Consider the following 17,281-nt stretch of genomic DNA (forward strand, 5'->3'; position numbering starts at 1 on the left):
TGTGATGGCTGTATTTAGCTTCAGTGTGATTTCAAACGATGACATCGGCCTGTCCCCGAACAACTTTTCGGAGGGGACTTTTACCGTCGGCGGTGCGCCGCGCATGATGACGGTGGCGGATGATGACGGCATCCTCGACGATGAAAGCAGCGAAGACGGGCTGAGTCATTCTGACTATCAGACCAACGCTGAAACGTTTGACCCGAGCGGGCAATTGTTGGGGCAGGATATCGATGGCTTGGGCGCATCCGGGCATATCGTGCAATCGGTCTATAAATTCACCATCTATAACGCCAGCACCGGACAGACTGGCACCGCCTATATGCTGCGGATCTACAACGGATCTGATCCCGCGACCTTTATGGATGATTGGGGCGGCGGGCAGCTGGGCCCCTATTACTACGCCTTTGATATTCCCGTTGCTGCAGGTGACAGCATCACGCTGAGCAACGGCGATTGGCGTGGGCAGGCGCAATATGATGCGCTGGTCAATGGCGTGCCGTGTTTTGTCGCAGGAACGCTGATTGCGACGCCCGATGGCGAAAGGGCCGTTGAAACGCTGGGCGTGGGTGATCTGGTTTTCACACAAGATGCGGGCGCACAGCCGATTGCATGGTGCAGCGCGCGCTATCTGGATGCGCGCGACTTGGGCTTGCATCCGGGATTGCGGCCTGTGCGGATCGCGGCGGGTGCCTTGGGCGCCGGGGTGCCGCAGCGCGATCTGTTGGTCTCGCCGCAGCACCGCATTCTTGTTGCCTCGGACACCACGCACCGCGTCAGTGGCGCGCGCGAGGTGCTTGTCGCGGCCAAGCATTTGCTGGGCCTGCCGGGCATCAGCGTCGATCTGCAGGCGCAGGATGTGACCTATGTGCATTTCTTGTGTCCGGCGCATCAGGTGGTTTTCGCCCAAGGTGCTGCCACTGAATCGATGCTGCCCGGCGCGCAGGCTTTGCGCAGCCTGTCGCCGCAAGCGCGCGCCGAGGTGTTGGCGCTGTTCCCCGAATTGGGCTTTGGCGCAGATGCCACCCCGCAGGGCCCGGTGCCAGCCCGGCCCTGTCTGAATGGTCGCCACAGTCGCAATCTGGCCGCCCGGCACCACCGCAGCGGGAAGTCGCTGGTGCAAAGCGCCGGATAGTCGGACGCGGGCCATGGTCGCGTCCGCTTGAAGTGTCGAGATTGATCGAAAAGCTCAATTTCGATGACTGATCGGATACGGCGATTGAAATAGACATGGATTTGGTCGCGCGCGCGGCCTTTTCTTTTTTGACCATATGGACAAGGCGCGGGGAATACAGTTGTGTATCTGCAAAAATGGAGCAGAATATGGCAAACTCGGCGCGCAAAATCATCATCGACACGGATCCGGGCCAAGATGATGCGTTCGCCATCATGCTGGCTCTGGGCAGCCCCGAAGATATCGAGGTGCTGGGTCTGGTGGCTGTGGCGGGCAACGTGCCGCTGGCTTTGACGCAGAAAAACACCCGGATGATCTGCGAACTGGCGGGGCGGCCGGATCTGAAGGTTTTCGCTGGCTGTGATCGCCCGTTGAAACGCAAGCTGGTCACGGCCGAGCATGTGCATGGCAAAAGCGGTCTTGATGGTCCGGTGTTGGCGGATCCGGTGATGCCGCTGCAAGAACAGCATGGCGTGGATTTCATCATCGAAACCCTGCGGCGCGAGCCTGCGGGGACGGTGACCCTGTGTCCTTTAGGTCCGCTGACCAATATTGCGCAGGCATTTTTGCAGGCGCCGGATGTGGTGGCGCGGGTGCAGGAAATCGTGCTGATGGGCGGCGGTTATTTTGAGGGCGGCAACATCACTCCGGCGGCGGAGTTCAATATCTATGTGGACCCCGAAGCCGCCGAGATCGTGTTCCGCGCGGGCGTGCCTTTGGTGGTGATGCCGCTGGATGTGACCCATAAGGTGCTGACAACCAAGGCGCGGGTCGATGGGTTTCGGGCGATGGGCACCGAGGTGGGCCGGGTTGCGGCGGAATGGGCGGATTTCTTCGAGCGGTTTGATGTGGCGAAATATGGCTCTGAGGGCGGGCCTTTGCATGATCCGACCGTGGTGGCCTATTTGATCAAGCCCGAGCTGTTCAAGGGGCGGCTGATCAATGTCGAGATTGAGACCGGCTCTGAGCTGACCTTGGGGATGACCGTTGCGGATTGGTGGGGCGTGACTGAGCGCGCGAAAAACGCGTTTTTCGTCGGCGATGTCGATGCGCAGGGCTTCTTTGATCTGCTGACCGAGCGGCTGGCGCGGCTTTGATTTCGGCGGTCCCAACTCGGGACCGTTTTGAGGCGTGCGAAATCAATGACTTATCAGGCAGCGTTTAGAGATTTTTAACGTTTCTGCGGATTGATGGTCAGGGACCGGGGGCCAGCCCCCGGACCCCCGGAATATTTATGCCATTGTGAAAGCGCCAGAGGCGGCAGCGCTTGGATCAGCCGAGTGCGTAGCCTGCACCGCGCACGGTGCGCAGCGGGTCTTCGCCGCCGAAGGTGCAGAGCGATTTGCGCAGGCGGCCGATGTGGACATCGACGGTGCGGGTATCAACGTAGATGTCGCGGCCCCAGACCCGGTCGAGCAGGCTTTCGCGCGAGAATACGCGGCCCGGTTTTTCCATGAAGGTCGCAAGCAAGCGAAATTCGGTGGGGCCGAGCTTCAGCACCTTGTCGCCGCGATAGACGCGGTGGGTTTCGGTATCAAGGCGGATGTCGCCCCATTCCAGCAGCAGGCCAGCGGTGGCGGGACGCACGCGGCGCAGTTGCGCGCGCAAGCGGGCCATCAACTCGACCACCGAATAAGGTTTGATCACGTAATCATCCGCGCCCGTTTCCAGACCGCGCACCTTATCGACCTCTTCCGAGCGGGCCGACAGCATGATGATCGGGATGCCACGAGTTTCGGGACGGGCTTTCAGGCGGCGGCAGACCTCGATGCCAGAGACATGCGGCATCATCCAATCCAGCAGGATCAGATCAGGGGCCTCTTCGGTGATCAACGCAAGCGCGTCTTCACCATTGTCGGCGGTGCGCACCTCGAAGCCTTCGGCCTCGAGGTTATAGGACAGGACGGCGCGCTGGGCGGGCTCGTCCTCGACCAGCAGCACCGAAGGACGCGGTGCCATCAGGCATCCCCCCCGGCGAGTTCGGCTTTTGGGCGGGCCTCATCCGGCAACGCACCAGTGGTGAGGTAGATCACCTGTTCGGCAATCGTCGTGGCATGATCGCCGACACGCTCGATATTCTTGGCGATGAAATGCAGGTGCATGCAGGCCGAGATGTTGCGGGTGTCTTCCATCATATGGGTGAGGAATTCCCGGAACAAAGCGTTATACATCTGATCGACTTCTTCATCGCGCAGACGCACTTCGGCGGCAAGGCCCGCATCGCGCGACACGAAAGCATCCAAAGCATCTTTGAGCAGCAAGCCAACCTGCCGCGCCATGCGGCGGATGGAACCTGCGGCACCGGGGATCGGGGTCATCGCGTTCAAAACCAGCGCGCGTTTGGCAAGGTTTTTGGCGTAATCACCGCAACGCTCTAGGCTGGAGGCGATTTTCATCACCGTCAGCACCGTGCGCAGGTCGGTGGCGATAGGCGCCCGCATGGCGATCAGGCGGGCACATTCGGTGTTGATCATCTCTTCCAGGGCGTCGATGGCCTTATCGCCTTGGCGGACCTGTTCGGCCAAAGATTCATCTTGGGTGTCCAAAGCCTTGGCGGCATCGGACAGGGCGGCTTCGACAAGCCCGCCCATCTTCATGATCATGGCTTGCACCGCTTCAAGATCACGGTCGAAGGCGCGGGCGATATGTTCGTTCAGCATGATTGTTCCTCAGCGGATTGCGTTAAATTGCATCGAAATTCGCCCAAAGACCGGGCGTATTTCGATCAGATTTGAGCGTATGCAACGCATTCCGCTTAACCAATCCGGCCAGAGATATAGGATTCCGTGCGGGGATCTTTCGGATTGGTGAAGATCTGCCCGGTCTCGCCGAATTCCACCAGATTGCCGAGGTGGAAGAAGGCAGTGCGTTGGCTGACACGCGCGGCTTGCTGCATCGAGTGGGTGACGATCACCACCGAGAATTGGCTGCGCAACTCGTCGATCAACTCTTCGACTTGCGCGGTGGCGATCGGGTCGAGCGCCGAGCAAGGCTCGTCCATCAGCAAAACCTCGGGCGAGGTGGCGATGGCGCGGGCGATGCACAGACGCTGCTGTTGGCCGCCGGAAAGACCGGTGCCGGGGGCGTTGAGGCGGTCTTGCACCTCGTTCCACAAAGCGGCTTTGCGCAGGCAGGATTCAACGATTGCGTCGAGTTCGGCCTTGTTGCGGGTCAGGCCGTGGATTTTCGGACCGTAAGCCACGTTGTCGTAGATCGACTTCGGGAACGGGTTCGGTTTCTGGAACACCATGCCGATGCGGGCGCGTAGTTGCACCGGATCGACGCGGGGATCGTAGATGCTTTCGCCTTCCAGCGTGATCGAGCCTTCGACGCGGCACGACGGGATGGTGTCGTTCATCCGGTTCAAGCAGCGCAGGAAAGTGGATTTGCCACAACCCGATGGGCCGATGAAGGCGGTCACGGTTTTGTCCATGATATCAACATCAACGTCTTTGATGGCATGGTTCGTGCCGTAGTAAACTTGCGCCTTGCGGGCCTCAATCTTGATGGTCTGGGTGTCCACGCGGGTCTCCAATCTTTGGTCTTTCATTGTGGCCTCCTTACCAGCGGCGTTCAAATTTACGGCGGAAGTAGATCGCCACGGCGTTCATCGCGATCAGGAAGACCAGAAGCACGATGATGGCACCCGATGCGCGTTCGACAAAGCCGGGGTCGCCGCGTTGAGTCCAGTTGTAGATTTGCACAGGCAGGGCCGAGGCCGGGTCGAACAGCCCCTCGGGCGGGGCGCCGGGGAAGTCGCGCACGAAGGCGACCATGCCGATCAGCAAGAGCGGGGCGGTTTCACCAAGCGCCTGTGCAAGGCCGATGATGGTGCCGGTGAGGATACCGGGCATCGCCAGCGGCAGCACATGGTGGGTGATGGTTTGCAGGCGGGACGCACCAACGCCCAAGGCGGCGTCACGGATGCTGGGGGGCACGGCTTTGAGCGCTGCGCGGGTGGGGATGATGATGCGCGGCAGGGTCATCAGGGTCAGCACGAGGCCGCCGACGATGGGGGCTGATTGCGGCAGGCCTGCGAAGTTGATGAAGATCGACAGGCCGAGGATGCCGTAAACAATCGAGGGAACGGCGGCGAGGTTGGCGATGTTCACCTCGATCAGATCGGTGATTTTGTTCTTCGGCGCAAATTCCTCAAGATAAACCGAGGCTGCGACGCCGATGGGGAGGGCCAGCACCAGAACCACGAGCATCATGTAGATCGAGCCCATGATGGCGACGCCAAGGCCTGCGGCCTCGGGGCGTTTGTCAGAGGCATCGGGCATGGTCAGAAAGCCGGGGTTGACCTGCATAGACAGCACGCCTGCCGTCTTCAGCTTGTCGGCCAGGGCCAGTTGTTCGGGCGAGGTGTTCTTGTCCAGCGCCGCAGATTCCATCGTCACCCGGCCCTTGTAATAGCCGTCGATGCGGCCCGAGGCGAGGACGGTCACCTGAACGGTGGTGCCGATCAGCGCGGGGTCTGCCAGCACGCGGTTGCGCAGGGTGGCGGGCGATTCCTCGGAGATCATCTTGGCAAGGTCTTTTGGCTTGATCGCACCGATATCAATGCCTTTGGCGGCGATTTCGGCCTGCAAGGCAGAGGCCAGCAGCTTGCCATAGGCAATGGTGGTGGCTTTCGCCAGATCGGCGGGATCGCGTTTGCCGCCCTTGTCAAGCAGGGCCGCATCCAGCGTCACCGGCATGGTGATGAAACTTTGCTTGAACGCAGGCAGGCCGTTGCCGAAAATCGAGATCAGCAGCCAGACCAGTGCCAGCAGCGCCAGCACGATGGCCGAAAGACCGTATGCACGGAAGCGTTTTTCGGTGGCGTTGCGGGCTTTGGTGCGTGGGTCTTGCACCAGCAGTGACGCGCGGGTGTCATGATGCGCGCGCGGGTTCAGCGGGGCTGAGGCGGTCATTCGTATTGCTCCCGGTATTTACGCACAATCACCAGGGCGACGATGTTCAACGCCAAGGTCAGGCAGAACAATGTCAGACCCAAAGCGAAGGCGACCAAGGTTTCAGGGCTGGCGAATTCGGTATCGCCGGTAAGCTGGCTGACGATTTTCACGGTTACGGTCGTCATCGCTTCAAACGGGTTCAACGACAGTTGGGCGGCGGCCCCTGCCCCCATCACCACGATCATCGTCTCGCCAATCGCGCGGGAGGCTGCCAGCAGCACGGCACCGACGATGCCCGGAAGAGCTGCAGGCACCACGACTTGCTTGATGGTTTCGGAAGGTGTGGCGCCAAGGCCAAGCGAGCCATCGCGCAACGATTGCGGCACGGCGTTGATGATGTCGTCGGACAAAGAGGACACGAAGGGGATCACCATGATGCCCATGACCAAGCCAGCCGTCATCACCGAGGAAGAAGAATTGCCGAGGCCCAGAGGCTGCGCGAAGTAGTCACGCAACAACGGGCCCACGGTGACAAGCGCGAACAGGCCGTAAACGATGGTCGGAATACCGGCAAGGATCTCAATTGCGGGCTTGACCCAGGCGCGGGTCGCCTTGCTGGCATATTCGGCCAGATAGATCGCCGACATCAGGCCGATTGGCACCGCCACCACCAAGGCGATGGCCGAGACATAAAGTGTGCCCCAGAGCAGCGGCAGGATGCCCAAGGACGAGCCGCCGCCGAATTTTGGCGTCCATGTCGCCGAGAACAGGAAATCCGAAATCGGGTAAAGCTGAAAGAAGTGGATCGATTCAAACAGCAAGGATGCCACGATGCCTACGGTTGTCAGCACGGCGACCAGCGACGAGCCAATCAGCAGCCACATCGCGAATTGCTCGGTGGCGTTGCGGGCGCGGTATTCGGGGTTGATCCGGCTAAGACCAAAGGCCAGACCCGCAACCGCCAGCACCAAGGCGGCAATGGTCATCGCCAGCCGCGAGGTTTTGCCCGCATCGCGCAAAGCGGCAGTGGCGGCAAGGGTGGACGGCGTAGGTTCAGTTTCCAGCACCACACCTGCGCCGTTCAGCGCAGTTTTCAAAGCGCTCGGGCTGGCCAGCAGCGGCGTTACATCCTCGCCGCGCGCGGCCAGCATGTTCAGACCAGCGGCCACGCGGCGGACATCGGCCATCACCAGTTGGGCCGATTTGCCTGCAGGAAGCTCTGCCGGATTGATCAGGCTGATGGCTTTGTTTTCCAGAAACAGCGGTTGCGCCAACAGCCATGCGGCGATCAGAAAGAACGCGGGCACTGCGGTCAGCAAAGCGGTGATACGGCCATAGAACGGCGGCAGCGAATGAAGCTTGCGAATGTCGCCTTCGACTTGTGAGACGGCCTTGCGGCGGCCCAGCACATAGCCCGCGACGGCGAGGACAAGGAGGATAATCGAGAGGAGGCCGAGGCTCATGGGGTTCCTGCCAATGAGAGGGGTCGCCGGGAAGAGGAAGCGAGGGCGGAGAAGAACGGCGCGGGGTGCCCCGCGCCGTTCTGATCGGATGCTTAGTTCAGCGGAGCCATGACGGTTTCAGCCTCGACAGCCGCTTGGGTCGCTGCCAGTTCAGGATCGGGAACCAGACCGTAATCTGCCAACACGCCGCCCGGGCCAGCCATATCGTCCGACACGAAGAACGAGACGTATTCTTTCAGGCCGGGGATCACGCCGATATGGGCTTTCTTGACGTAGAAGTAGAGCGGACGCGACACCGGGTATTCGCCTTTCGAGATCGTCTCGACCGACGGCACGATGCCGTTGACGGTAGCAACTTTCAGCTTGTCGGTGTTGTTTTCGTAGAACGACAGACCAAACACGCCGATGGCGTTCTTGTTGGCCGCGATACGGCTAAGCGTTTCGGTATAGTCACCGTCGATGTCCACCGAAGCGCCATCGGTACGGGTGGTGAAGCAAGCGGCCTCGGCCTCTTTCTTTTTGGCAGCATCGTCAGCACCGGTCGAAGCGGCCAGCAGCAGATCGTAAGCGCCGTTGGTTTTGCAACCTTCCAGCAGAACCTTAGTGTCGAACACTTCACGGGTGCCGTGCTTGGTGCCCGGAATGAAGGTCAGGATGTCTTGCGCCGGCAGAGCCGCGTTGGCGTCAGCCCAGGTCTTGGCGGTGTTATCGACCAGCGCGCCGTCTTTAGCGACTTTGGCACCAATGGCGTTGAACACGTCAACCGGGGTCAGCACGAAATCCGGGCCGTTGATGTCCGAGGCAAATACGATGCCATCGTAACCGATGCGCACTTCCATGATGTCGGTGACGCCATTGGTTTTGCACAGATCAACGTCAGACTGGGTGATATGCGAAGAAGAGTTCGCGATGTCGATGGTGCTTTCGCCCACGCCTTCGCAAAGCTTCTTACGGCCAGCGCCCGAACCACCGCCTTCAACAACCGGGGTTTTGAAATCGCCGTTTTCGCCGAAAGCCTCGGCCACGATGGTGGCGTAGGGCAGCACGGTGGACGAGCCTGCGATTTGCAGCTGGTCACGCGCCGAAGCGATCACGGTGGAAGCTGCGAGGATGGCCACAGCCGAAGGGATCAGTTTGATCAGAGACATTATGCTCTCCAGTTAATTCCCGAGGGCGGCCCGGATGGCTTGCCCTTCGCCGCTCCGTCTAGGCGGGTTATTCTATGGTTTTGCGACAGTTTTGTAACAGTAATATGACAGCAGAGGTCAGAGCAGGGCGATTGGCCTGAAACGGCAGGTTTGTGGCAGTCGCGGAGCCTCCGGCGGGGATATTTGGGCCAGTCTGAACGCCGTTGTCGTGCAAAGATGCCTAACGTGGCTCGTAGGGCAGCAGCACCGAGAATCGGCTGCCTTTGCCTTTTTTGCTTTCAATGATCAGGCGGCCGCGGTGGCGGTTGACGATATGTTTGACGATCGCCAGACCCAGACCCGTGCCGCCTTTCTCACGCGAGCGGTGGCCGTCGACGCGGTAAAACCGCTCGGTCAGACGCGGAATGTGGAACGGGTCGATGCCCTCACCCTGATCGGTGACGCTGATGCGCAGCTGTTGGCCACGCGGGCCTTGCTCGGGCGCAAGCGCCAGTTGCACCTCGGCCCCCGCCGGACTGCCGTATTTCACCGCATTCTCGACCAGATTGGTCAGCACTTGGGTCATCTGGTCATGGTCGGCGCGGATCAGCAGCGGCTGATCGGCACCTTGCAGCTTTATCGTCACCCGCGCCGCCTCGGCGACCGGGCGCAGGCTGACGGTGACAGAGCGCAAAAGCCCCGCGATATCAATATCTTCGGACGGCAGCACCCGCTCTTCGGATTCGACCCGGCTGAGGTGCAGCAAATCGCGCACCAGACGGTTCATCCGCTCGGCCTCTGACGCCATGATGACCAAAAACCGCTCTCGTGCCGGGGCGTCATTGCGGGCCGGGCCGCGCAGGGTTTCGATAAATCCCAGCAAAGCCGTCAGCGGCGTGCGCAGTTCATGGCTGACATTGGCAACAAAGTCGCGGCGCATCTGGTCCATCTGCTCCCACGCCGAGCGATCCTCAAAGGCGCAAAGCACGCCCTGCGGCACCGGGCTGACAGAGACTTCGTAGATGCTGTCTTGCGCGGCGGCAGGCAACGTCAAGCGCACGCGGCCCGGCTTTGCCTGCTGCGCGGCCGCTGAAATTGCCTGCAAAAGCTCGGGGTTGCGGAAGCTGAGCGCGTGGTGGCGATCCAGCATGGCCGTGCCAAACAGCGCGATTGCCGGGGCATTGGCTTGGCTGATCCTCTCATCCGGGGCGATCAGCAGCACCGGCAGCGGCAGCCCGTTCAACAATGCCTGCGTTGCTGCATGGTCCATCGCGGCACTCCTATCCTGTTGCATCTTTCTAGCGTAAGTCATCTTATCAGACCAGTTCGTGCTTGCTCACCAAGACGTGAATAAACTATTGTAGCGGGAGTTTAACGAGAAACATTCGCGCAAAGAGTGTGACAGCAGCGCATCCTGAGGGTGTGGAGTCTTGCCGTGTGTGTAGGAGGCAGCGATGCAGCCCAATTCAGCGCCCAGCGACGGGACTGTGCCGCCGCGGCACCGGATTCTCTACCTTGCAAACGGGGGTAATCTGCCGATTTCGCAAGACGGCTTGATCTTTACCCTGCCCTTCGTGCAACTGACCGAGGATGAATTGGCCCGCATCGCCCCTGATTTGGTGGTGTTTCCGCTTTTCACAGCCACGCTGGATGCCACGATTGTTCTGACAAAGCTGAACGCGCTGGGCTATCGCGGCCGCTGCTTGATTCTGACGCCGCGCCTGCCAAAGCCGAAACTGATCGAGACAGAGTTGCGCGCCTATAGCGGAGCAATCCAGCTGGAGTTGCTGCCGATCGACACGCCGCTGGAATAGCCGCCTGCCCCGCGATTTCAGAGGGTCACAGGTTTGGCCAGCGCCACTCTTAGGCACCCACCGTGTCGCGCTGATAGATCCAGTCATGGGCGGGATCATTCTGAAAACGCCAATAGCGGCGCGGCCCTGCCATCACGTTCAGATAATACATCTCGTAGCCATAGGGCGCACCGCAGGGATGGTGGCCCTTTGGCACCAAGGTCACGTCGTGATTCTGCACAGCCATGGTTTCATCCAAGGAGCCATCTTCGGTATAGACGCGCTGGATGCCAAAGCCTTGGGCGGGGTTCAGACGCATGTAATAGGTTTCTTCCAGATAGGTCATCCGGGGGAAGTCATCTTCATCATGGCGGTGGCTGGGATAGGACGACCAATTGCCCTGCGGGGTGAACACTTCGGTCACCAGCAGGCTGTCGGCGACATCCAATCCTTCCATCGCTATGTTGTTGACAAAGCGGGTGTTTGCCCCGGTGCCGCGCTGCGTCAGCGCAATACCAGCCGGGCCGATCTGCGCCGCCTTATAGCCGGATTTCCCCGGTGCAGTGCAAATCGCCAAGGTACAAGCGGTGGTGGCTGTCGCAGACCATGCGCTGTCATTCGGCAGGTACAGACAATGCGGCGGCGTCTTTTCAAACACATCCATCCGGTCGCCCAGGATGCCCCAATCCTGCCCGGCGGCGGTGATGGCAGCTTTGCCTTCCACCACGACCAAGATCACTTCTGTGCTGCCGGTGACTTCGGCGGCAGTCTCGCCGGGTTGCAACCGATAGAGGCCAAAGCCGACATAGCCCCAGCCCGCGCTTTGCGGCGTGATGTCATGCACCTTGCCAGAAGTGCCAGTCGGCTTGCGCAAAAGATCGGGCATATCGTCCTCGTGTTTGACTTCGGTGCGGGCTTGGGCGGCTTGGGCTTAGTTGACAAGCCGTTGCAGCTTTAGCTTTTGCTCGTAATGCGCGCGGGCGTCGTTGACCTCGGTGCGCGTGGAAACCGCTGGCACGCCGACATCCCACCAAGTGCCACCCGCTTCGGTGCCGGGCCAAGGATCGGTGTCAATGACGATCACTTGCGGGATTTTCGCACCTTTGGCGGCTGTCAGCGCGTCCTCAAGTTCAGCAATCGTCGTCACTTTCACCGCATGGGCCCCCATCGCGGCGGCATGGGCGGTAAAGTCGATGTGGCTGGGGTTTACGTGATAGCTTTGGTCGAGCAGATTGTTAAATCCTGCCCCGCCAGTGCCCTTTTGCAGCCGGTTGATGCAGCCATAGCCACGGTTGTCGGTGATCACCACGGTAAACGCCACGCCCATCATCACGGCGGTCGCAAGTTCCGAGTTCGCCATCATGTAGCTGCCATCGCCGAGCATGCAGATCACATCGGCGTCGGGCCGCGCCATTTTGATGCCCATGGCGCCTGCGATCTCATAACCCATGCAGGAAAAGCCGTATTCCATGTGATAGCCGCCCGAGGGCGCATCCCAAATCTTGTGCAACTCGCCCGGCATTGTGCCTGCAGCTGACATCACCACGGTCGATTTCAGCGCCCTGCGCTGCACGGCACCAATCACCTGCATATCGGTCGGAAGCGCGTTAGTGGTGGGCGCGGCTTTCACCGCAGCCGTGGCGGCGGCCCAATCAGCTTGCAGGCCGGGGATGGCGGGCCATTTCTGCGATCCCAAAGCACGGCCAAGGGCTTGCAGCGCGATCTTCGCATCTGAGGTTAGGTTCAGCGCGCCATGTTTGTAGGAATCATAGGCCGCGACGTTGATCGACAGAATCCGACGGTTCGGGTTCTTGAACAGCGACCAGCTTCCTGTGGTGAAATCCTGAAACCGGGTGCCAAGCCCGATCACCAGATCAGCATTTTCGCAAACGGTGTTGGCGCTGGCAGCCCCCGTCACGCCGACCGGGCCAAAATTCAGCGCGTGGTCGAAATCGAGGCTGGATTTGCCCGCTTGGGTTTCGACAACGGGGATGTTGTGTGCGGTGGCAAATGCCGCCAAAGCGGCCTCAGCCCCCGAATAAATCACACCGCCCCCGGCGACGATCACCGGAGATTTCGCGGATTGAATGGCGGTGATGGCCTCGGCCAATTCATCGGCATCAGCTTCGGGACGGCGGATTTTCCAGACCTTCGGGGTGAAGAAAGATTCGGGATAATCAAAGGCTTCGGCCTGCACATCCTGACAGAAGGCCAGACATACAGGGCCGCAATCGGCCGGATCGGTCATCACCCTGAAGGCGCGCGGCAGGGCTGTCAACAGATGTTCCGGGCGGCTGATGCGGTCGAAATAGCGGCTGACCGGGCGGAAGCAATCATTGGCAGAGATGGTGCCATCGTTGAAATCTTCCAACTGTTGCAGCACCGGATCGGGCGCGCGGTTGGCGAAGACATCGCCCGGAATGATCAACAAAGGCAAGCGGTTGGCGAAAGCCACGCCTGCCGCCGTCACCACATTCAACGCCCCCGGCCCGATCGAGGTGGTCACAGCCATCGCACGGCGGCGCTTTTGGGCCTTGGCATAGGCGATGGCGGCATGCGCCATGGTCTGTTCGTTATGGCCGCGCCAAGTCGGGAACGTGTCCTTGGCGCCATGCAAAGCCTCGCCAATCCCGGCCACGTTGCCATGGCCAAAGATCGCCCAGATGCCTTCGATAAACCGCTCGCCATCTTCGGTCATCTGCACGGAAAGCCAGCGGACCATGGCTTGGGCGGCGGTGAGACGAATTGTGTTCATGCTTTTGCTCCTGCGCGGGCCCCAGTGCGGGCGGCGTCCCAGATGCCGCAGAGGCGGCGGAAATTTTCGGCCATTGTGGCGACTGCGGTGGCATCGTCAATCTTACCTGCGATCCATTGGCGGCCAACATCGGCGTGAATGGTACGCCCGACCGCAAAGCCTTTGACCAGCGGGAAATCGGCGGCAAGCTTGAAGGACGAGGCCAGCTCAGCCTCGGATTGCCCCAAGCCCAAGATCACGATGCCTTGGGTATGCGCGTCGCGGCTGGTGATGGCGTCACAGGTGGCTTGCCATGCCTCAACGGTCTGCATCGGCTCTAGCTTCCACCAATCGGGGTAAATGCCAATGTCATAAAAGCGGCTGATCAGCTTGGCGTTGGTGTGATCGTCGACTGGACCAACCTTGGAGGGAATGATTTCCAGCAGCATTTCCAGGCGGTTACGACGGCAAGCGTGGAACAGACGGGTGATCACGGCTTCCTGTTCGGCCTGCATTTCGGGCTGGTCATCGGGGTGGCAGAAGCACAGCACCTTGACCACATCTTCCAAAGCCCATTCCGACAGACCGCCGAAATCGGGGCCGATTTCAGGTTCCAATGTCAGCGGGCGCGAGCCGGGCCATTCCACCGGGCGCCCAATCCACAGACCCTGACCCGAAGCTTTGTGCAGCGCGGATTTGCCAAGGCGGTTGTCGCAGAGCAGGCCGTAGCCCTCACGGCCTTGGGAAACCGCCACTGTAGCTTCCAGACACAACTCTTTGAAACGACCAATATTTTCGGGATTGGCCCCGGGAATTTCTTCCAATTGCGAGCGGTGATCATAGGCAAAGGCCCGCACTTCGGTCCATTGCTTGCGGCGGTTGGTGGACCAGTGAATTTGCTCGAGCTCGGCATCCTTGCGCAGGGCCGGGGTTTTGACACCGCGACTCAAGAAGAAATTCAGCTCTGCCAAGCTGGGATAGGCCGGGGTGCAGCCGTGGCGCGACACCGCAAAAGCCCCGCAGGCATTGGCGTATTTCAGCGCAACCGGCCAGGATTCGTCATCCAGCCACCCCTTGGTCAGCCCCGACATGAAACCATCGCCCGCGCCAAGCACGTTGAACACCTCAATCGGGAAACCGGGGCCGGTCTGGCCTTGATCAAGGCTATCGGGGATCGCACCTTCAAAGGCGGCGGCACCGGCGGCACCGCGCTTGCAAACCAAAGTGGCGTTGGACACTGCGCGCACGGCCTTTAGGGCGGTGATGGTGTCAGTGCTGCCGCCTGCGATGTGAAATTCTTCTTCGGTGCCGACGATCAGATCGAAATAATGCAAGTGGGATTGCAGTTTAGCGGTGACAGCGGCGGATTCGATGAAGCGGCTTTCCCCATCGCCATGGCCGGCAAGACCCCAGAGGTTCGGGCGATAGTCGATGTCCAAAGCGGTTTTGGCACCGTGCTTGCGGGCGAGTTTCAGCGCCTTCAACACCGCAGCTTCGGTATTGGCATGCGACAAATGCGTGCCAGTGACAATCAGCGAGCGGGTTTCGGCGATGAAACTCTCGTCAATGTCATCCTCGCAAAGCGCCATATCAGCACAGTTTTCGCGGTAGAAAATCAGCGGAAATTGCGTCTCATCGCGGATGCCAAGGATCACCAAAGCGGTCAGACGGCTGGGGTCGGTCTTCACGCCGCGCACATCGACGCCTTCGCGGGCCAGTTCCTCGCGGATGAATCGCCCCATATGTTCGTCGCCAACGCGGGTGATCAGCGACGATTTCAGCCCCAGACGCGCGGTGCCCGCGGCGATATTGGTGGGCGATCCGCCGATATATTTCTGGAAACTGGCCATATCTTCCAGCCGCCCGCCAATCTGCGCGCCGTAAAGATCGACCGAGGACCGGCCAATGGTGATGGTGTCGAGCGTTTTCATGGCAGGCTCCTCCGAGGGTGGACGGCGCGTCGAGACTCAGCCGCGCTGGCGTTTTGGAATAATTATTCCATTTTTACGCCAAGCAAAAGGCTTTTCTTTGCCAAAGGCGTTTTCTTTGATAGCGCTAACCGCGCGCGGATCCGACAGCAACCGCCAAGGCAATTGCCAAAGCTAAAGTAGCAGAAAGTGAGCGGAACGCGCCGAAATCGACCTCTGGCACCGTCAAAATCGCATCGCCAACGCGGGCCAGCGGGCTGGTGATGCGGTCGGTCAGCGCAACCACCTTGAGCCCGCGCGCGCGCGCGTCTTGGGCAAGAGAGATGGTTTCCTCGGAATAGGGTGCGAAGGTGATCGCCAGAACGGCATCACCGGGGCGCAGGGCGTGGCGATGATCCAGCTTGCCAGTGCCTTCATGCAACATGGCTGGAACCGCCATTTTATCAAACACATAGGCAAGATAGCTGGCCACTGGAAACGCCCGGCGCAGACCGATGATATGCACGGTGTCAGCGGCCGACAGCAAAGCCACCGCCTGCGCCAAGGCGACCTCATCCGCCGATTTGGCCAAAGCCTCCAGCGACAAACGGCCCGCCTCGATGAATTCGCCCAGCAGCGCCGAGGGGGTGCCCGCGCCGCCCTGTTTCAGATTTTCCAATCGGGTGGAATAATCCGGGAAGCCGGGGGAATAGGCGTCGCGGAACAGCTTTTGCATTTCCGAAAAGCCGGAATATCCCAGAATCTGGCAAAACCGCATCAACGCCGAGGGCGGCACATCGGCCCCGGCAGCAAGTTCGGCGACGGTTGAGACCGCAATACGGTCGAGATTAGCGGCGATATGATCCGCACATTGACGCAAGCGCCGCGGCAGCCCGTCGGTTATCGCGGCGAGACGCTCACGGAATTCTTCAATCGTGGCGGGCGCGGTCAGAGTGGCGGTATCAACGGCGGTCATATATCTGCGATCATTCTGGACTTTTGCGGCGGTTGTCGCAGCCTAGCCATGTGGAACAAACATTCCAACCCTTATTTCACGGGCTTGGGGTAGCGGCGGGCCAAAGCCTCGGCCACCGGGGGGGTGACGAATTTCGAGATATCGCCCCCCAGCCGCGCGATTTCTTTCACCAGCTTTGAGGCAATCGCCTGCCTGCGGGCGTCGGCCATCAGGAACACGGTTTCCACCGAAGCATCCATCGCGCGGTTCATGCCAACCATCTGAAATTCGTACTCAAAATCGGCAACGGCGCGCAGGCCGCGCACAATTACCGAAGCGCCCACATCCCGCGCGCAGTCGATCAGCAGATTTTCAAACGGATGCACGACGATCTCGCCACCCGTCTTGGCAAGGATGCCCGCACATTCCTCTTTCACCATCGCAACGCGCTCTTCCAGCGTGAAGGCCGGGCCTTTGCCATCATTGATCGCCACGCCAATCACCAGCCGATCCACCAGCGCCATCGCGCGCTGGATGATATCGACATGGCCCAAAGTGATGGGATCGAACGTGCCGGGGTAAAGGCCGATGCGCATGGAATTTCCTCGCCTAAGTCCCCGACACGCAACAATATTGCATGTCGGGATGCAAGCGGATTTCTGGCACGCAACAATATTGCATATCGGGATCCAAGCGGATTTCTGGCACGCAACAATATTGCATGTGGGGGTGCAAGCGGAGTCCTAGAACCCCTTGATCATGCCTTCAAGCGCGTCTTTCTCCATATGCAGCTCGGCCAAGCGGGCTTTGACCACGTCGCCGATGGAAATCAAACCGATCAATTCGTCGGCCTCAAGCACCGGAATATGGCGAAAACGGCCATCCGTCATCTTTTGCAGCACGTCATTGGCGTTTTCAGAACGGCCACAGGCGATGACTTTGGCGGTCATGATGGTGTCCACGCTGTCGTTCAGGCAAGTTGCGCCGCGACGGCCAATTTCGCGCACGATGTCACGCTCTGAGACGATTCCGGCAAGTTTTTTGCCATCGGGCGAGATCACCACGGCCCCGATGCGGCGCGCAGACAGCACCTCGGCCACGCGGCTGATGCTGGTGCCTGCGGGCAAGGTCACAACGCCGTCGTCGGATTTCGATTTCAGGATTTGGCTGACAAGCATGAAGATTCCTCCTTATCTGTCAGGGCTAGCGTTGGGCCTTGGTAAGATTCTG

General features: G+C 60.2%; 16 protein-coding genes. 3 read left to right on the forward strand and 13 right to left on the reverse strand.

Annotation, left to right across the window (positions count from 1 at the left end; translation table 11 throughout):
• Positions 1-4 precede the first annotated feature (4 nt).
• Together QQJ98_RS13140 and QQJ98_RS13145 are read left to right on the forward strand one after the other, a co-directional pair.
• Entirely contained in the window at positions 5-1,135 is a 1,131-nt protein-coding gene (locus tag QQJ98_RS13140) for a Hint domain-containing protein (protein WP_284325805.1), read from the forward strand.
• Positions 1,136-1,323: 188 nt separating this feature from the next.
• Entirely contained in the window at positions 1,324-2,271 is a 948-nt protein-coding gene (locus tag QQJ98_RS13145) for a nucleoside hydrolase (RefSeq protein WP_284325806.1), read from the forward strand.
• 175 nt (positions 2,272-2,446) lie between these two features.
• Here the strand turns inward: QQJ98_RS13145 and phoB are convergent, their stop codons facing one another.
• The 7 genes from phoB to QQJ98_RS13180 all read right to left on the reverse strand — a co-directional run bounded on the left by phoB (position 2,447) and on the right by QQJ98_RS13180 (position 9,932).
• Positions 2,447-3,133 (reverse strand): phosphate regulon transcriptional regulator PhoB, encoded by a 687-nt coding sequence (gene phoB / locus QQJ98_RS13150; protein WP_431307820.1) that lies wholly within the window; start codon positions 3,131-3,133, stop codon positions 2,447-2,449.
• Positions 3,133-3,837 (reverse strand): phosphate signaling complex protein PhoU, encoded by a 705-nt coding sequence (gene phoU / locus QQJ98_RS13155; RefSeq protein WP_431307826.1) that lies wholly within the window; start codon positions 3,835-3,837, stop codon positions 3,133-3,135. The genes phoB and phoU overlap by 1 nt, the downstream gene beginning before the upstream one ends.
• Positions 3,838-3,929: 92 nt before the next feature.
• Positions 3,930-4,724 carry a phosphate ABC transporter ATP-binding protein PstB gene (gene pstB, locus QQJ98_RS13160; protein WP_284325808.1) on the reverse strand — a complete coding sequence of 265 codons (795 nt, stop codon included), beginning with the start codon at positions 4,722-4,724 and terminating at the stop codon, positions 3,930-3,932.
• A 10-nt stretch (positions 4,725-4,734) separates the two neighbouring features.
• Positions 4,735-6,090, reverse strand: coding sequence for a phosphate ABC transporter permease PstA (gene pstA, locus QQJ98_RS13165; protein WP_284325809.1), 1,356 nt, complete (start codon positions 6,088-6,090; stop codon positions 4,735-4,737).
• On the reverse strand, positions 6,087-7,535 hold the full coding sequence (gene pstC, locus QQJ98_RS13170) for a phosphate ABC transporter permease subunit PstC (RefSeq protein WP_284325810.1): 1,449 nt from the start codon (positions 7,533-7,535) through the stop codon (positions 6,087-6,089). Before pstC ends, pstA begins: the two co-directional genes overlap by 4 nt.
• A 92-nt stretch (positions 7,536-7,627) precedes the next feature.
• The gene (locus QQJ98_RS13175; protein WP_284325811.1) at positions 7,628-8,683 is read right to left on the reverse strand and encodes a substrate-binding domain-containing protein; all 1,056 of its coding nucleotides are present in this window, start codon (positions 8,681-8,683) and stop codon (positions 7,628-7,630) included.
• A 220-nt stretch (positions 8,684-8,903) separates the two neighbouring features.
• On the reverse strand, positions 8,904-9,932 hold the full coding sequence (locus QQJ98_RS13180; RefSeq protein ID WP_284325812.1) for a sensor histidine kinase: 1,029 nt from the start codon (positions 9,930-9,932) through the stop codon (positions 8,904-8,906).
• Between the two features lie 184 nt (positions 9,933-10,116).
• On the opposite strand from QQJ98_RS13180, the gene QQJ98_RS13185 reads away from it, so the two are divergent.
• Positions 10,117-10,476 (forward strand): hypothetical protein, encoded by a 360-nt coding sequence (locus QQJ98_RS13185; protein WP_284325813.1) that lies wholly within the window; start codon positions 10,117-10,119, stop codon positions 10,474-10,476.
• Positions 10,477-10,525: 49 nt separating this feature from the next.
• Here the strand turns inward: QQJ98_RS13185 and iolB are convergent, their stop codons facing one another.
• The 6 genes from iolB to QQJ98_RS13215 all read right to left on the reverse strand — a co-directional run bounded on the left by iolB (position 10,526) and on the right by QQJ98_RS13215 (position 17,229).
• A complete protein-coding gene (gene iolB, locus QQJ98_RS13190; RefSeq protein WP_284325814.1) occupies positions 10,526-11,341 on the reverse strand; it encodes a 5-deoxy-glucuronate isomerase in 816 nt (271 codons plus the stop codon).
• 45 nt (positions 11,342-11,386) lie between these two features.
• Complete coding sequence (iolD, locus tag QQJ98_RS13195) at positions 11,387-13,210, reverse strand: 3D-(3,5/4)-trihydroxycyclohexane-1,2-dione acylhydrolase (decyclizing) (protein WP_284325815.1); 1,824 nt, start codon at positions 13,208-13,210, stop codon at positions 11,387-11,389.
• A complete protein-coding gene (locus QQJ98_RS13200) occupies positions 13,207-15,120 on the reverse strand; it encodes a bifunctional 5-dehydro-2-deoxygluconokinase/5-dehydro-2-deoxyphosphogluconate aldolase (protein ID WP_284325816.1) in 1,914 nt (637 codons plus the stop codon). Before QQJ98_RS13200 ends, iolD begins: the two co-directional genes overlap by 4 nt.
• Before the next feature lie 124 nt (positions 15,121-15,244).
• Positions 15,245-16,072 carry a MurR/RpiR family transcriptional regulator gene (locus tag QQJ98_RS13205; protein WP_284325817.1) on the reverse strand — a complete coding sequence of 276 codons (828 nt, stop codon included), beginning with the start codon at positions 16,070-16,072 and terminating at the stop codon, positions 15,245-15,247.
• Positions 16,073-16,143: 71 nt separating this feature from the next.
• Positions 16,144-16,647, reverse strand: a complete 504-nt coding sequence (gene coaD, locus QQJ98_RS13210) for a pantetheine-phosphate adenylyltransferase (RefSeq protein WP_284325818.1) — start codon at positions 16,645-16,647, stop codon at positions 16,144-16,146.
• 147 nt (positions 16,648-16,794) lie between these two features.
• Positions 16,795-17,229, reverse strand: a complete 435-nt coding sequence (locus tag QQJ98_RS13215; protein WP_284325819.1) for a CBS domain-containing protein — start codon at positions 17,227-17,229, stop codon at positions 16,795-16,797.
• Positions 17,230-17,281: the final 52 nt, after the last annotated feature.

Origin of the sequence: Cypionkella aquatica (genome assembly GCF_030161095.1) — a bacterium.
Taxonomy (GTDB): Bacteria; Pseudomonadota; Alphaproteobacteria; order Rhodobacterales; family Rhodobacteraceae; genus Cypionkella; species Cypionkella aquatica.

What these genes read in the sequence shown, in the direction of transcription:
- QQJ98_RS13140 (WP_284325805.1), top strand. Translation starts at nt 5, where the DNA reads ATGGCTGTATTTAGCTTCAGTGTGATTTCAAACGATGACATCGGCCTG.
- QQJ98_RS13145 (WP_284325806.1), top strand. Translation starts at nt 1,324, where the DNA reads ATGGCAAACTCGGCGCGCAAAATCATCATCGACACGGATCCGGGCCAA.
- phoB (WP_431307820.1), bottom strand. Translation starts at nt 3,133, where the DNA reads ATGGCACCGCGTCCTTCGGTGCTGCTGGTCGAGGACGAGCCCGCCCAG.
- pstB (WP_284325808.1), bottom strand. Translation starts at nt 4,724, where the DNA reads ATGAAAGACCAAAGATTGGAGACCCGCGTGGACACCCAGACCATCAAG.
- pstA (WP_284325809.1), bottom strand. Translation starts at nt 6,090, where the DNA reads ATGACCGCCTCAGCCCCGCTGAACCCGCGCGCGCATCATGACACCCGC.
- pstC (WP_284325810.1), bottom strand. Translation starts at nt 7,535, where the DNA reads ATGAGCCTCGGCCTCCTCTCGATTATCCTCCTTGTCCTCGCCGTCGCG.
- QQJ98_RS13175 (WP_284325811.1), bottom strand. Translation starts at nt 8,683, where the DNA reads ATGTCTCTGATCAAACTGATCCCTTCGGCTGTGGCCATCCTCGCAGCT.
- QQJ98_RS13180 (WP_284325812.1), bottom strand. Translation starts at nt 9,932, where the DNA reads ATGGACCATGCAGCAACGCAGGCATTGTTGAACGGGCTGCCGCTGCCG.
- QQJ98_RS13185 (WP_284325813.1), top strand. Translation starts at nt 10,117, where the DNA reads ATGCAGCCCAATTCAGCGCCCAGCGACGGGACTGTGCCGCCGCGGCAC.
- iolB (WP_284325814.1), bottom strand. Translation starts at nt 11,341, where the DNA reads ATGCCCGATCTTTTGCGCAAGCCGACTGGCACTTCTGGCAAGGTGCAT.
- iolD (WP_284325815.1), bottom strand. Translation starts at nt 13,210, where the DNA reads ATGAACACAATTCGTCTCACCGCCGCCCAAGCCATGGTCCGCTGGCTT.
- QQJ98_RS13200 (WP_284325816.1), bottom strand. Translation starts at nt 15,120, where the DNA reads ATGAAAACGCTCGACACCATCACCATTGGCCGGTCCTCGGTCGATCTT.
- QQJ98_RS13205 (WP_284325817.1), bottom strand. Translation starts at nt 16,072, where the DNA reads ATGACCGCCGTTGATACCGCCACTCTGACCGCGCCCGCCACGATTGAA.
- coaD (WP_284325818.1), bottom strand. Translation starts at nt 16,647, where the DNA reads ATGCGCATCGGCCTTTACCCCGGCACGTTCGATCCCATCACTTTGGGC.
- QQJ98_RS13215 (WP_284325819.1), bottom strand. Translation starts at nt 17,229, where the DNA reads ATGCTTGTCAGCCAAATCCTGAAATCGAAATCCGACGACGGCGTTGTG.